Here is a 15195-nt window from a genome sequence, read left to right as displayed (position 1 = left end):
AATGGGTTTGTAGCCTATACTTTTTTAATCACATAAGTTACCATTCCCCAAATGATTAATTGGTTTTCTTCGGTAACTAAAATGGGTTTGTAACTTGGATTTTCGGGGAGTAAATACATACAATCTTTCTCGACTTGAATGCGTTTTACGGTAAATTCGCCGTCAATGCAACAAATTGCAATTTTATTGTTTTTGGGTTCCAAACTTCGGTCAACGACCAATACATCTTTGTCATTGATACCGGCATCAATCATAGAATTGCCTTTTACTTTGATGTAAAATGTAGCCAATGGATTTTCGCTCAATTCTTTGTTCAAATCAATGTTGGTTTCCATAAAATCTGCTGCCGGCGAAGGAAATCCTGCCGAAACGCCCTCATTGATATACGGTATTCGAAGTTCGCTTTCGAAGTCTGGACGGAAGAAAGTGAGCTTTTGTTCTTTGTTTACAGACATTGTATTTCGAGTATTTCTTTAAACTTTGTGGTGTATTTTGGTGACAAATGATTTTGATTCATGTTCCAAGTCAGACTCAAATTTTGGGTAGCCAATTTTACTTTTGTCATTCCAATTTTGCGATTGAGCTGATCGATGGTTTGCATCAAAGCCAAATGTTTTGGGTTTTCTTCTTCGAACAAATGCAATTGTTTTTTGTTCTCGTCAATCAGTTCGGTCACAATTACCCCCGCTTTTTTGAACTTAATGCCTTCGTTGCCTTGGTGCAATTCTTTCAGTAAAGCGATGGCAGCGTTGGAAATGGTTAGTGTCGAATTGCTTGCGTAAGGTAATGTTATGGCTTTATTGAAATAGTATTTTGAAGCGTTGACCGAGTGTTTGTCAATGACCAACATCACGATAATAGTATGGCAACAGGAATGTTGTTTGCGTAATTTTTCGGCACAAACTGCGGCAAAAGTAGCGATGCGTTCTCTAAGTAAATCAAATTCTGCGATTTGTTTTGGAAAGCTTCTAGTAGTGGCAATGCTCTTTTTTTGAAGCACAACAGGTTCTAAATCTAATACGGATTTGCCTTCTAATTCCTGTTTCAATCTAAGGCCAACAACGCCCATTTCTCTTTTTATCCAAGCTTCGTGTTGCGGTTGTATAAAATCTAGTGCGGTTTGTATGTTGCGCAGTTTGGCTTTTTTAGTCGTGCGATACCCAATGCCCCAAACGTCTTCAATCTTAGTCCATTTTAGGGCTTTGATGCGTTTTTCTTCGGAGTCAATAACATAAACCCCTTGGGTGCGATCTTGGAATTTTTTAGCAATTTTATTGGCAACTTTAGAGAGTGCTTTGGTTTCGGCAAAGCCAATGCAAACCGGAATTCCCACCCATTTTTGCACTCGGGTTTTCATCTGAAGTCCGTAGCTGTGGTAGTCCTCAATCGAAAGGCCATCAAAATTTAGGAAGGCTTCGTCTATACTGTAAATTTCTATATTTGGGGTGAACTGATTCAATATGTTCATCACTCGATTACTCAAATCGCCGTACAAAGGATAATTGGAAGAAAAGATAGCGACTTCTTTTTCTTTTATTAAGTCTTTGATTTGAAAGGCAGGTGCGCCCATAGGAATGCCAACCGCTTTGGCTTCATTGCTTCTTGAAATCACACAACCATCGTTATTGGATAATATCGCAACGGGTTTTCCGTTGAGTTTCGGTTGAAAAACACGTTCGCAAGAAGCATAGAAATTATTACAATCGACTAAAGCATACATAGCACAAATTTACAGCATTCGAACTGCTGTAAGTAGCTAACGATAGTTAATTTTTTGTAGCTGTTGATAAGTTAACACAGTATTAAATTATATGACTGTCCGCGATGTGTACCAGCAATTCAACTATGGAACACGGATGATACGGATGGTGCAGATTTTCGCTGATTTGTATATCAAAAATCCGTTTAAATCTGCGTCATCCGCGTGCCATTTTTATTATTAGTGCAAGTAACGGATTGTCATTTATATTATCTTATTAACACCGAATAAAAATTATATTTATTCGTAAAATAAAATTAACATTTATTTAATCCAGTGTTGGTTGGGGTCTTGATAGGTTGATAGCACCGCATAAATATGGACAACCTTGGTTTGTGTATCGATGCTAAAATGTATCATATACTTAAAGGTTTTAAGAGGTACACAATGTACTTGTTTGTATCGTATTTCAAAGAAGGGATTGTGTTGTAAACTTTTTAAAAAACTACGATATTCATTTAAAAATTTTTTGCCGTATCCTTTTCTTCTTGAGTTCAAAAAATCTCGAGCTTCAATTAAATCGTCCGCTACTCTTGGATCAGCAGTAATGGTATATTTCGTCATTTAAACGTCTAGATTGTCAAGCATTTCAAATGCGTCAACTGGCTTTTTATTGTCTTGAATACGTTTGGAGACAATTTCTTTATGCCATTGCGGAATTTCTAGAGCGCTTTGAGCGTGTTTGTAAGCTAGAAAGTCAATAAAGTTTTCTACTTCCTCTAAAACAGAATCGGGTAGATTCTTAAGTTTGGTATTGACTTGTTTATAAGTGGTTGTAGCCATAGTTGAAATATGATTTATAGCGTTTTACAACTGCTTTATGTTCTTATTTAAATGAGAAAGTTAAGCAAATTTAAGCGATTTTAGATGAATTTGTTACACACAAATTTCTTTTAACATAAAAAGAAGGATTCAGCTTTTCTCTGATTTGAAAGTAAAATAGTGTGGGATTTTACTAAATAAAAGATAACCACCAATTTTTTTAGGCGTGAAAATTATCCAACCAATTGGGGTCGCTCATTTGTTTTTGAATCCTTTCAATGTCGCCAAACGTAGTCACCAAAGCGTCGTTGTTGTTGCTGTCGACCAAATCTTTTTGAAAAGCGCCGCCTTTTTGGATGATGTATTCGGCCATTTGCTGACCAATGACTTGCATCAAATCAAAGCGATTGATGTCGGCCATGTCAATTGAGTTCAAGATCGAATAATCTACATCGTGTAACCACTTTGAAGGATATTTTTTGGGGTCTAATCCGTCGGTATTCGGTATTTTTTTGATAGAGAGAGGGTCTAATGAAATTTGGAATCGGCGAAAATCAATAATTTTATTAATCATCGGAGAGCGCAAGGTGTTTACTTGCATAGCGCTAGAATCTTGACCCATTTGTGTCATCAGCCATTCCAACCAAAACTTAATATCCAGTCCTTTGATTTTGATCGTAGCATCGGGTTGTACAAATTGTCTGGAGATTCCGGTACCAAAACTGAAAATGCATAATTTGGTGATATCATAAGCAGAATCTTCTTCCTTGCCTTTGGGAAAGCTATAGGAAATGGCTTCCATAAATCCAGCAAGAACAGGATTGTTGTAGGTAGTCGTTCCTCCATCTACAAAACGTTCAAGTGGATTGAAATAAGTAGGAGCACTCATCGTGGCTTCGAGTACGGCACGAAGTAATACGTCTTTGTAGGTGCCATAAAAGCTACCGTCTTTTTGTTTGAAACAACTAAAAAAAGTTTCTTCAGAAGCGGTCATATCGTGAGCCGTAATCATCAAATCAATATCGGTTTTGGCACAACTTTCGGCTAATGTAGTGTTTTGGATTTCTTTAAAAAGTAATTTTCGATAATTGCCTTTTAGGTATTTTGGAGGATTTACAAAACGGTCGCCCAAGGGTTTTTTGTCAAATACTTCTTCGATTAGTGTACTGTATTTCTCTTCTATCGCTGCTGCGGTATAGCCAGAAGCTATGAGTCCCGCGATGATGCCTCCAGTAGAAGTTCCTGAAACCATATCAAACAATTCAAAACAAGGAATCCCAGCGGTTTCTTCTAGTTTTTTGAGCAGTTGAAGGGTTAAAATTCCTCTCATCCCGCCACCATCTAAGCATAAAATGACTCTTTTGTTGGGGTTGATGTTGAGTTTTTCAAAAGCCTTTTTTCTTGAGGCTGGCATTTTTGATCCGTTTACTTTTGCCATTGTGGTTGGTTTGGTTAATAGATAGGATTAGAGCGATATAAAAATACTCAAAAAATATTTTTATAATTCATTTCCAACAATTTGATCCATAACCCAGTTGGTATGAGTAGCTGTTGCTCCCGTTGAGGGATGTTGCGAGTGACCTAATAAGTGCTCTCTCATTTGTTGTACGTGATACAATTGAATGTTTTCTGGGTGTGCTATTTCGTGTGCTGTTGTGCCTTCTGTTGTTGTGAGTAGAATAGGTTCGTTTTCAAAAACGGAAAAAGTAATAGTACCCTCGCTACCATAAATAGTAACTTTGTCTTCTCGTTTTAAAGTGCCAAAATTCCAACAACCACTTCCAGTGATTCCTGATTCGTGTAGCCAGCAAGCGGTTGCAGCATCTTTTGCAGAGTATAACCCTTGTTGGTTGAGACTGATGCCCGAAACATTGGTTATAGTTCCAAAATAATGCACAAACAAATCCAATCCGTGACTGGCCAAATCATCAAAATAGCCTCCTGTAGCAATTTTACTATCGGTTCTCCAATTGTAATCTCCAGAAAGGTCTTGTGCTGAGGTGGGTTTACTCAAATGCCAATGAAGGTGTCTAATCGTGCCAATTTTATTTGTGTTAATCCATTCTCTTATTTGCTCAAATCTAGGCAAAGTTCGTCTGTAATAGGCAACAAATAGAGGAATGTTTTTAGAGGCAAATGCTTCAGTGATGGAGACACAATCTTTATAGTTGGGTGCTAATGGTTTTTCTATGCAACAGGGTTTTCCGGCTTCGGCTACTTTTAATCCATAATATTTGTGAACATCTGGAGGCGTTGCAATATAAACCGCATCTATTTCAGGGTCGTTGATTAGGGCATCAGCATCGGTGTAGTATTTGGCTATGCCGTGTCTTTTGGCATAATCAGCGGCTTTTTCTTCATCACGACGCATCACAGCTCCGATGGTAAATCCTTCTGTTTTTTGATAGGCGGGTCCACTTTTAATTTCGGTTACATTGCCGCAACCAATGATTCCCCAGCGGATTGTTTTCTCATTTATATCCATTTTGTTTTTGGTTATAGAGCGGTTTTCATACTAAGTTAAGATTTATAGTATTTGCCAACTAAGCGGTATTGTAAACTAAAGAAAAACTGATTATGTATTAAATTAATTGCACGATTCATTTTAGCAGTTAGCATTAGAATTTATTTTTTGAATATTACATTTTTTGGTATAAATCTGTGTTTCTTTAATTCTATTATAGATTCTTCAAAGGATTCAATTTGTATGTTTTCTTTTAGCTCATAGCCAGTTTTTAAAGGCAAGAATTTAGTTTGTAATTTTTGGCCAAAATCATTAACAAACATATGAAGTTCATCTGAAACAACAGTTTTACCTATGTTATCTATTTTTGTATAAATTGGAGTCCAAACATTATAATCTAATTCTGAATTTTCTTTTTTTGTTGCTTGGTTTATTGTTAGATATATTACAACATCAAATGAAGACCCTTTGAATTTTCTATAAATTAAATTTGCAATTACTGCCAAAAAACCTTCAGTCGAAAAAAAGTAATTTCCATCATTTATTAGAAAAACTATTCCATTGGCATTTTCTTTATCAAAAGTCTTTTTAGTTTCAGCAATTTGATTATTTGCTTTATGAATTGCTCGTTCAATTGTTCTTGATGCTCTTTCGATTAAATCTTCGTTGCATTTTTTTGGGAGTGGTTTTCTTCTGAATGCATAATCTGTAAAATCCTTTTCAGTTATCATTCCATTTTCTAACCACTTTTTAAATAGTTCTTCAAGTCTTGTAAACTCTTCTTGACCTGAAAAGATGTCTTTCTCAAATGTTTTTAGTTCAGCAATAATTTGAGGATGCTCAAAGAGATAATCAGCATTTTGTCTATCTACTTTGTTCTCAGCTAATTTTTCTATTACTGTACCTCCATAGAACTCGACATACTCTGAGAACAATTTTTCGATATCTGGGAAAAACGGTATTTTTGATTCTTCGTTTTCAATCATAGTTACTGTTGAATCTTTAATTGCAGCCGTCTATGCCACAACAAGAGTTATCTGCTTCTGTGTTGATGCTTGTGTTTTCTACTTCTTCCCAAATTTGTTTCAAAGCATTCAAAAATGTTTCGGGATATTGCGCTCCAGAAATGGCATATTTATTATTCAAAACAAAAAAGGGAACTCCTTGTACGCCTATAGCTTGTGCTTCTTGTTGGTCTTTTCTAACGGCATCACCAAACTTATCTGATGAAAGTACCGAATTTATACTTTCTTCTTCCAATCCAACTTCTTTGCCTAAAGCAGTTAGTACGGCAATGTTGTTGATGTCCAATCCGTCGGTAAGATAGGCCTTGAATAACAGCTCTTTTAACGAATCCGCGACTTCTTTTTCTTTGGCCAAATGCAACAAACGATGTGCATTATACGAATTCGCCATTTTAGCTTTTTCAAAGTGAAAATCCAGACCAACGTTTTTAGCATTCTGTGTCATATCGTCGAGCATCTGTTGTGCCCAATCGGTATCTTTTCTATATTTTTCTGCTAAATGTTCAACCAAACTATCTTCTTTAGTGGCGACGAAGTTGGTATCTAATTGGAAACTTTTCCACTCGATAGTTACGGCATTTTTATATTCGAATTGTGCAATGGCTGATTCTAGTCTTCGTTTTCCAATGTAGCAAAACGGACACATTATATCAGACCAAATTTGTATGGTTATCATTGATGACATCTTATTTTATTTAGTGATACAAAAATAACTGATTTCAAAGCAAAGCTTCGTTTTTAAACTTTATATTATAAAAAAACCGTCTCAAAAGTACATTGGAGACGGTTGCAATTTATATTGAATTGGTTTTTAAATCAAATCCATTACTAGGGAAGGGAAAAGTCCTAACGCTATGTTCAATAACAATGAAAGAATGGCCACAGCATAAATCAAGAATGGTTTTCCAGTTCTTGTTTCGTTTGGCTCTTTGCTGTACATCGCCAAAATTAATTTGAAATAATACCCCACACTTATGATAGAGTTGATTACGGCAACAATTACGACAACTAAGTAACCAGCATCAATAGTTTGGTTGAATAAAGCCAATTTAGCGAAGAAACCAGAAAAGATAGGAATACCTGCCATAGACAATAATGAACCCGTTAAAACTGCTGCCAATAGCGGATTTGTTTTACCTAAGCCGTGGAAATTGGTAATGTCTTCGTTGTTTTGATTTTTGCATACGTAAAGTAGCACGCTAAAAGCACCAATACCAGCCAAAGAGTAAGCAGTAGCATAGTACAATAAACTTCCAGCAGAAGTTCCGATGCTTAACAAAGTCATAATCATAAAACCAGCGTGAGATATCCCTGAAAAGGCCAACATACGTTTTACGTTGCTTTGTTTTAATGCCATAATGTTACCCACTGTCATTGAAGCAATAGAAATAATAACAATCACCAATTGGAAGTTATAATTTAAATCGGCATTCAAAGCTGTTAGTAATTTGAAAAATGTAGCCATTGCCACCACTTTTGCTAACGTACTCATCGTCGCAGTAGTCATTGATGGAGAACCTTCGTAAACATCTGGTGCCCAAAAATGGAAAGGTACAGCTGCAATTTTAAATAACATACCAATGCTCAATAAAATGATACCAATTGGGAACCATATAGGTAATTCAGCAGATTGAGACATTTGACTGATTTCTGAAACATCAAAACTTCCCATAGCACCGTAAACAAGACAAATCCCAAAAAGAATGATACCCGAAGCAAAAGAACCCATCAAAAAGTATTTCATACCAGCTTCATTACTTTTCAAGTTCATACGATTACTTGCAGCAAGAATGTATAATGAAATAGATAAAATTTCAATTCCTAAGAAGAACATAGCCAAGTTTCCAAAAGAAACCATCGCAACAGCTCCTGATAATAAGAATATTTTTATGGCAATAAAATCAGATAATTTTGACTGATGATTTTCGTAAAAATTATGGCTTAATGCCACTAAAAATATGGTAAGCACAATAAATAAACTCGAAAAAGTAACAGAGAAATTATTGACCGAAATCATATTGTTGTAATAAGAAGCAGGTGCATTGTAATCGGCAACGGTTAAGCCAAGTACACCTAATAATCCAATGATGGTTACAGGAATAATTGCTTTTCTGAAATCAAGAATTTCAAATAAAAGGCATAAAACACCTAATCCTATTATAGCTATTAATGTATTCATTTTTTTATTTGACTAGTTAATTCGATTGATTTGTGTTAAAATTTCTTCTAGACTTGGTGTGATTAAGTCTGTAATTGGTTTTGGATACAATCCAAAAAAGAACAGTACAGCAACTATACTTAGTAACGTTATGGTTTCGCTTAATGAAAGTGGATAAAACGTTTTGGTATTTGTTTCACCAAGCATAACATATTGAAACATTTTAAGCATATAATAAGCTCCAAAAATTATGGTTGTACCACCCAAGATGGCAAACCAAATGTTGATTTGAGATAAGCTATACAAAACGGTGAATTCCCCAACAAAGTTGAAAGTAGTTGGTAAAGCAACAGAGGCCAAAACTAAGATTAAAAACAAAGAAGTAAATTTTGGTGCTAAAGCCCGAATACCTCCCATTTCTGAAATGGCTCTTGTTTCATATCTTCTGTAAATGATTTCAGCAGCAAAGAAAAGACCTACCACTACAAATCCGTGAGCAATCATTTGCAAAACAGCTCCTCTAAATCCATCGATGGTTAAAGTGTAAGCTCCAGCAGCGATTAACCCAACGTGAGCTAAGGAAGAATAAGCCAATAATTTTTTTAAATCCTTTTGTCTTAGCGCTACAATTGAACCATACACAACACCAGCAATACCGATAGCGATAAAAATTGGCATATATTCTTTAGCTGCAATTCTAGATAAAGGTAATTGCCAACGCAGTACGCTGTACAATCCCATTTTTAGCATAATACCTGAAAGCAACATCGTACCAACTGTTGGTGCTTTTTGGTACACATTAGCTTGCCAAGTGTGGAATGGAATTAATGGTATTTTGATAGCATAAGCTCCGAAGAAAGCAAGGAAAATCCATTTTTGTTCAGAAGCAGTTAAGTTTAATTTGTATAAGTCTTCTAGTAAAAAGCTTCCTGCTTGTTGGTACATATAAACAAAAGCAACCAACATAAACAAGGAACCTGCAAGTGTATAGATAAAGAATTTAACTACTGCTTTTTTGCGTTCCTCAGCATCACCATTACCCCAAACTAAAGCAATAAAGTAAATAGGTAATAAAGCTAATTCCCAGAAAATGTAGTATAAAAGTCCGTCTGAGGCTAAAAACGTACCCACCATTGCAAAAGCCATAAATAAAACTAAGGCATAAAATGATTTAGCATTTTTTAGGTCATTTCCAAAAGAAGAATAAATAATTATAGGAGTTAATGCTGTAGTTAACAATAGCATTGCTAATGATAATCCATCTGCTTTTAGAGCAAAAACCACTTTAGGTTGATTAATCCAATTAGCTATTAAACTAATGTTTTCACCTGCATTATACTGATTCAAAAGCACAATAGAAGCTCCAAATGTACCTAGTCCAAACAACAAGGCTACCTTTGAAGCGAGTTTGTCACCAGCCAAATAAGTGACTAAAGCGCCAATTAAAAGTAATAGTAATATAAGAGATACGTTCATAGTATGTGTGTATTATTGTGCTAAAAATAAAAAGGAAATAATCGCGCAAAGTCCCAAAACAAAAGCGAAAAGATATAAACCTACACTTCCATTTTGTACTTTTCTTCCATAAAATCCTAATTCGTTAGTTACTTTTCCAAGACCAAAAACAAAGCTAGAAATACCTGTTTCAACATAATCTCTAAAGAAGCGAGACAAAGCATTAGTTGTTTTTACAAAAAGCGTATCATACAATTCATCAACATAATATTTGTTGTATACGACTTTTGTAAACCCAGTGATTTCAGCATCTGCTGGCGGAACTGTGTCATTTTTGATGTATTTGAAGTAAGCAATTGCAATACCTACTAATCCTCCAATTACTGCAATAGCCATTAAAGTATATTCTGTTGTGCCTAAATGATGTTCAGCAGTAGCTAACTTTGGTAGTATCGGAATTAAATAATGGTTCAACCAGCTATCTCCGGGTAAACTTATCAATCCACCAAAAGTTGCCAAAATAGCTAAAATAATTAACGGAACAGTAATTAAGCCCGGACTTTCGTGTAAGTGATGTTTTTGTTCTTCGGTTCCTCTAAATTCCTTGAAGAAAGTTAGGAAAAGCAAACGGAACATATAAAAAGCAGTAATAATAGATGCCACAGAACCAATTATCCATAAAGGAATGTTGTGGTGAAAAGCAGTTAACAAAATCTCATCTTTAGAGAAAAAACCTGAAAACAAAGGCACACCTGAAATTGCTAGAGAAGACACCAACATCGTGATGAAAGTTACTGGCATAACTTTACGTAAACCACCCATATTGCGCATATCTTGTTCTCCGTGTAAAGCATGAATTACAGAACCAGAACCTAAGAACAAACAAGCTTTGAAAAAAGCATGAGTGATAACATGGAAAACGGCTACTTCATAAGCACCTAATCCTAAAGCCAAGAACATTAATCCCAATTGAGAAACGGTAGAATAGGCCAATACTTTTTTGATATCATTTTGTGCTAATCCAATAGTTGCGGCTACAAGAGAAGTTATAGCACCCACTATAGCAATGATGTTTTGAACGTCTGGAGCTAAATCAAAGATAAAATTCAAACGAGTAATCATAAAGATACCCGCAGTAACCATCGTTGCAGCGTGAATCAAAGCCGAAACTGGTGTTGGTCCAGCCATCGCGTCTGGTAACCAAGTGTACAACGGAATCTGTGCCGATTTACCACAAGCTCCAATAAATAAAGCAAATGCAGCTACTGCAACAGCATATAAGTTAAGCTCTGAAGCACCAGAAATTATAGTTTTTAAAGAAGTGTAATCTAAAGTATTGAATTGCCTTCCTAAAATAAAGATTCCAATCAATAAACCTAAATCACCAATTCTGTTCATAATGAAAGCTTTTTTGGCAGCATCATTATAGTCTTGATTTTTATACCAAAAACCAATAAGTAAGTAAGAGCAAAGTCCAACGCCTTCCCATCCGATGAATAAAACCAATAAGTTACTTCCAATAACAAGAGTAATCATGAAAAACACAAACAGATTCAAATACGCAAAAAACTTGTGCATATTTTCATCATCGTGCATATAACTAATAGAGTATAAGTGAATCAACGAACCAATACCCGTTACAAAAAGCAGCCACAATACCGAAAGTTGGTCAATTAAAAAACCTAAATCAATTTTAAATGTTCCTATCTGAATCCAATCAAATAATGAAATTTGTATTGCTTCTTTTGATGAAGAGACTGTACTGAAGAAAAAGCAAGTAGCGATAAACGATACTAAAACGGTCAAAGTTCCAAGAGCTCCCGAAACTGTTTTTCCTAAATTTTTTCCAAAAAACACATTGATTAAAAAGCCTACTAATGGAGCTAGAACTAAGACTAATGCTATGTTGGTATTCATTTCCATTTATCCTTTTAAGTTTTTTAAATTATCGATACTAATCGACCCTAGATTTCTAAAAATAGAAACTAAAATCGCAAGTCCAACAGCTACTTCTGCTGCTGCTACCGCCATTGAGAAAAACACAAAAACTTGTCCTTGCGCGTCTTGGTGATAAGTGGAGAAAGCTACAAAAAGTAAATTCACGGCATTCAACATAATCTCAATCGACATGAAAACAATGATGGCATTTCGTCTGTATAAAACTCCAAAGATGCCGATACAAAAAAGTATGACACTCAAAAAGATGTAGTTTTCGATACCAATCTGGTTTAAAATATTATTCATCTTACTTTTCTAATTTTTCTTTTTTAGACAATAGAACCGTTCCTATCATAGCTGTCAATAACAAAATAGAGGCGAATTCAAACGGAACCATATATTCGTTTAATAGAATTTTACCCAAAACATTGATGGATTGGTAATCTTCTCCAGTAGCTACATATTCTCCAACAATAGGTTTTGAATTGGTAAAAATGGCAATCAATACCAAGCATACTAAACAAAACGAAACAATGGCACCTAAGCGCGTAATTCTTGGTTTATGTACTTCATCCTCCTTATTCAAATTCATTAACATGATTGTAAATAAGAACAAAATCATAATCGCACCAGAGTAAACAATGATATGAACTATGGCTAAAAATTGAGCATTCAATAATAAATAATGACCTGCAATCGAGAAGAAACAAATCACTAAGTAAATAGCACTGTGTATTGGATTTCGGCTAAAAACCGTTAGAAAGGCACTGGCCAATGTAATAAAGCCTAACAGGCAAAAAACGATGAGTACTGTAGACATTAGTTAGCGTTTTGAAGTTGAGTATTTTTAATCGCCATTTCTAAAGGCATTACCAATTTATCTTTTCCAAAAATAAAGTCTTCTCTGTCGTAATTAGCAGGAACTAATTCTTTTGAAATAGTTAAATAAATAGCATCTTTGGGACAAGCCTCTTCGCACAAACCACAGAAAATACAACGCAACATATTGATTTCGTAGATTTCGGCATATTTTTCTTCGCGATACAAGTGTTTTTCATCTGGTTTGCGTTCTGCAGCTTTCATCGTGATGGCTTCAGCAGGACATGACAACGCACATAATCCACACGCAGTACAGTTTTCTCTACCTTGTTCATCTCTTTTCAACATGTGCTGTCCTCTGTAAACTGGACTCATAGTACGCACTTGTTCTGGGTAATGAATTGTGGCTTTCTTTTTAAAGAAGTGTTGGATTGTAATGATTAAACCTTTTACAATCGCCACAAGATACATACGCTCCAAAAAGGTCATCTCCTTATTGGAAACCATCTTTTTTCTACCCGATAATGATATAGTTTCTATTGACATTTTTTCTTTTTATTTAAAGCTAATCCTGCTATCCGCTATATCTTTTGTTTTTTAAAGAAAAAAACAAAAGGATGCCGCTACTATCAGGGCTAGGGCTCTTCGTAATTAAATTAGAATCCTAAATAAGCAGCAATATCTGCTCTCAAAATAACAATTCCAGTAATGATAATATTGATAATCGAAAGCGGAATCAAAATTCTCCATCCTAAGTTCATCAATTGATCGTATCTAAATCTTGGGATTGTCCATCTTACCCACATATAGAAAAAGATGAATCCGAATATTTTTGCAAATAAAACAACTATTCCGATAATATTACCAATATTCACTCCCCAGTTTTCAACAGCATACGCCATTCCTGGATAATTATACCCACCAAAGAACAAAATAGACAATATAGTCGATGAGATAAACATATTAGCATATTCAGCAAATAAATAGAATCCCATTTTCATAGAAGAATATTCCGTATGGTAACCACCAATCAATTCGCTCTCACATTCTGGTAAGTCAAATGGTGTACGGTTACTTTCTGCAAAAGCACAAATCAAAAAGATTAAGAACGATAAGGGTTGATAAAATACATTCCAGTTCATTCCTGCTTGTTGAGCCGAAATTTCTCTTAAACTCAAAGTTCCTGTCATCATCAATAAAGCAATCATGGATAATCCCATAGCCACCTCGTATGATACCATTTGAGAAGCTGCACGAACAGCTCCCATCAATGAGAATTTATTATTAGAAGCCCATCCACCAATCATGATTCCGTATACCCCAATTGAAACTACTCCAAAAAAGTATAAAAGGCCAATATTAATATCTGTAGCTTGTAGTAAAATGTCTTTTCCAAAAAGATGTAAACGGTCGCCCCAAGGAATAACAGCACTTGTCATTAAAGCAGTTCCCATTGCAATCCCAGGCCCTACAAAAAACAAAAAGCGGTTTGGCGTGTTAGGTTCAAATTCTTCTTTGGCAAAAAGTTTCAAACCATCAGCCAAAGGTTGAAATAAACCACCCCATCCAGCTCTGTTTGGGCCTACACGGTCTTGTAAAAATGCTGCAACTTTACGTTCTGCCCATGTAGAATACATAGCCACAAGCATAGTAATTGCAAATACAACTACGATTACAACACTTTTTTCTATTATAAAAGTACTATCCATTTTTGTTCGAATCTATTAAGTTGCCATCAATTTTTTCATTGTAATCTATCTCAGCCATACTGATTTTTTTACGGTCTTGAGCTCTACCTAACAAAATATTTTCTTCTGTATTGATGATTACTTTTTCTGTTTTGGTGTAATTGTTTTGGTTGATAACAGAATCTTTTTCAAACACTCTTGGTCCTTCAATTACCCAATCATTTACATTTTTCTTATCAAAACGACAAGTGTTACAAATGAAGTCTTCTACTTCGTGATACTCGTCTTTTCTTCCTGTCACACGTTGAATTTCTCCACCAAACATCCAAACGGTAGTTTTACCACAACATCCAGGTGTAGTACATTCTCTGTGTGCATTATAAGGTTTGTTAAACCAAACTCTCGATTTGAAACGGAAGGTTTTGTCTGTCAATGCTCCAACAGGACACACATCAATCATGTTTCCTGAGAATTCATTGTCAATCGCTTTAGAAATACAAGTAGAGATATTAGCATGGTCACCTCTGTCTAATACACCGTGTACGCGATTGTCTGTTAGTTGGTCGGCAACTTGTACGCATCTTTGGCACAAAATGCAACGATTCATATGTAGTTGAATATTTGGACCAATATCTTCGGGTTCAAATGTTCTTTTTTCTTCAATATAACGAGTTTGAGACTTCCCGTGTTCAAAGCTTAAGTTCTGTAAATCACACTCTCCAGCTTGGTCACATATTGGGCAATCTAAGGGATGGTTGATGAGTAAAAACTCCGTTACCGCTTTTCTTGCTTCGGTAACCCTTTCAGAAGATTTGCTGTTTACTTCCATTCCGTCCATACAGCCTGTTACACAAGATGCCATTAATTTTGGCATTGGTCTTGGGTCAGCTTCACTTCCTTTGGATACTTCAACTAAACAACAACGGCATTTACCACCGCTTCCTTTTAGTTTAGAATAATAACACATCGCTGGTGGAACTACATCTCCACCAATCATACGAGCGGCTTGTAGGATGGTTGTTCCTGGTTCTACTTCTATGGACTGACCGTCTATTGTTACTTTCATTTTTTTTATGTTTAAAAGTTTAAAGTTCAAGTGTCATGCACTTTTACCTTCTAACTTCTGA

16 protein-coding genes are annotated in these 15195 nt (G+C 35.4%); all 16 read right to left on the bottom strand.

Annotated features, from left to right (window positions below):
* Positions 1-14: 14 nt before the first annotated feature.
* The 16 genes from ACZ1AQ_RS13760 to ACZ1AQ_RS13685 all read right to left on the bottom strand — a co-directional run bounded on the left by ACZ1AQ_RS13760 (position 15) and on the right by ACZ1AQ_RS13685 (position 15134).
* The gene (locus ACZ1AQ_RS13760; RefSeq protein WP_064715334.1) at positions 15-455 is read right to left on the bottom strand and encodes a LexA family protein; all 441 of its coding nucleotides are present in this window, start codon (positions 453-455) and stop codon (positions 15-17) included.
* Entirely contained in the window at positions 446-1720 is a 1275-nt protein-coding gene (locus ACZ1AQ_RS13755) for a Y-family DNA polymerase (RefSeq protein WP_489633442.1), read from the bottom strand. The genes ACZ1AQ_RS13760 and ACZ1AQ_RS13755 overlap by 10 nt, the downstream gene beginning before the upstream one ends.
* A 303-nt stretch (positions 1721-2023) precedes the next feature.
* On the bottom strand, positions 2024-2323 hold the full coding sequence (locus ACZ1AQ_RS13750) for a hypothetical protein (RefSeq protein WP_489633441.1): 300 nt from the start codon (positions 2321-2323) through the stop codon (positions 2024-2026).
* A complete protein-coding gene (locus ACZ1AQ_RS13745; protein WP_489633440.1) occupies positions 2324-2542 on the bottom strand; it encodes a hypothetical protein in 219 nt (72 codons plus the stop codon).
* A 199-nt stretch (positions 2543-2741) separates the two neighbouring features.
* Positions 2742-3959: a patatin-like phospholipase family protein gene (locus ACZ1AQ_RS13740; RefSeq protein ID WP_489633439.1), complete on the bottom strand. Its 1218-nt coding sequence runs from the start codon at positions 3957-3959 to the stop codon at positions 2742-2744.
* Positions 3960-4019: 60 nt separating this feature from the next.
* Positions 4020-5006: a Gfo/Idh/MocA family protein gene (locus ACZ1AQ_RS13735; protein ID WP_489633438.1), complete on the bottom strand. Its 987-nt coding sequence runs from the start codon at positions 5004-5006 to the stop codon at positions 4020-4022.
* Between the two features lie 140 nt (positions 5007-5146).
* Positions 5147-5971: a hypothetical protein gene (locus ACZ1AQ_RS13730; RefSeq protein WP_489633437.1), complete on the bottom strand. Its 825-nt coding sequence runs from the start codon at positions 5969-5971 to the stop codon at positions 5147-5149.
* Positions 5972-5987: 16 nt separating this feature from the next.
* The gene (locus tag ACZ1AQ_RS13725) at positions 5988-6695 is read right to left on the bottom strand and encodes a DsbA family oxidoreductase (protein ID WP_489633436.1); all 708 of its coding nucleotides are present in this window, start codon (positions 6693-6695) and stop codon (positions 5988-5990) included.
* 126 nt (positions 6696-6821) lie between these two features.
* Positions 6822-8189, bottom strand: coding sequence for an NADH-quinone oxidoreductase subunit N (locus ACZ1AQ_RS13720; protein ID WP_489633435.1), 1368 nt, complete (start codon positions 8187-8189; stop codon positions 6822-6824).
* Positions 8190-8201: 12 nt separating this feature from the next.
* Positions 8202-9644: a complex I subunit 4 family protein gene (locus ACZ1AQ_RS13715; RefSeq protein WP_489633434.1), complete on the bottom strand. Its 1443-nt coding sequence runs from the start codon at positions 9642-9644 to the stop codon at positions 8202-8204.
* A gap of 12 nt (positions 9645-9656) precedes the next feature.
* The gene (gene nuoL / locus ACZ1AQ_RS13710) at positions 9657-11540 is read right to left on the bottom strand and encodes an NADH-quinone oxidoreductase subunit L (RefSeq protein ID WP_489633433.1); all 1884 of its coding nucleotides are present in this window, start codon (positions 11538-11540) and stop codon (positions 9657-9659) included.
* Positions 11541-11546: 6 nt separating this feature from the next.
* Positions 11547-11867 (bottom strand): NADH-quinone oxidoreductase subunit NuoK, encoded by a 321-nt coding sequence (gene nuoK, locus ACZ1AQ_RS13705; protein ID WP_064715342.1) that lies wholly within the window; start codon positions 11865-11867, stop codon positions 11547-11549.
* 1 nt (position 11868) lies between these two features.
* The gene (locus ACZ1AQ_RS13700; protein ID WP_159688408.1) at positions 11869-12381 is read right to left on the bottom strand and encodes an NADH-quinone oxidoreductase subunit J family protein; all 513 of its coding nucleotides are present in this window, start codon (positions 12379-12381) and stop codon (positions 11869-11871) included.
* Positions 12381-12926, bottom strand: a complete 546-nt coding sequence (locus tag ACZ1AQ_RS13695; protein ID WP_489633432.1) for a NuoI/complex I 23 kDa subunit family protein — start codon at positions 12924-12926, stop codon at positions 12381-12383. Before ACZ1AQ_RS13695 ends, ACZ1AQ_RS13700 begins: the two co-directional genes overlap by 1 nt.
* A gap of 110 nt (positions 12927-13036) precedes the next feature.
* Positions 13037-14089: an NADH-quinone oxidoreductase subunit NuoH gene (gene nuoH / locus ACZ1AQ_RS13690; RefSeq protein ID WP_489633431.1), complete on the bottom strand. Its 1053-nt coding sequence runs from the start codon at positions 14087-14089 to the stop codon at positions 13037-13039.
* Positions 14082-15134, bottom strand: a complete 1053-nt coding sequence (locus ACZ1AQ_RS13685) for an NADH-quinone oxidoreductase subunit G (RefSeq protein WP_489633430.1) — start codon at positions 15132-15134, stop codon at positions 14082-14084. Before ACZ1AQ_RS13685 ends, nuoH begins: the two co-directional genes overlap by 8 nt.
* Positions 15135-15195: the final 61 nt, after the last annotated feature.

This window comes from Flavobacterium sp. UM26, from assembly GCF_057922445.1.
Note: the sequence above shows the minus strand (reverse complement) of the source record. Positions and strands in the feature narration are given on the sequence as shown.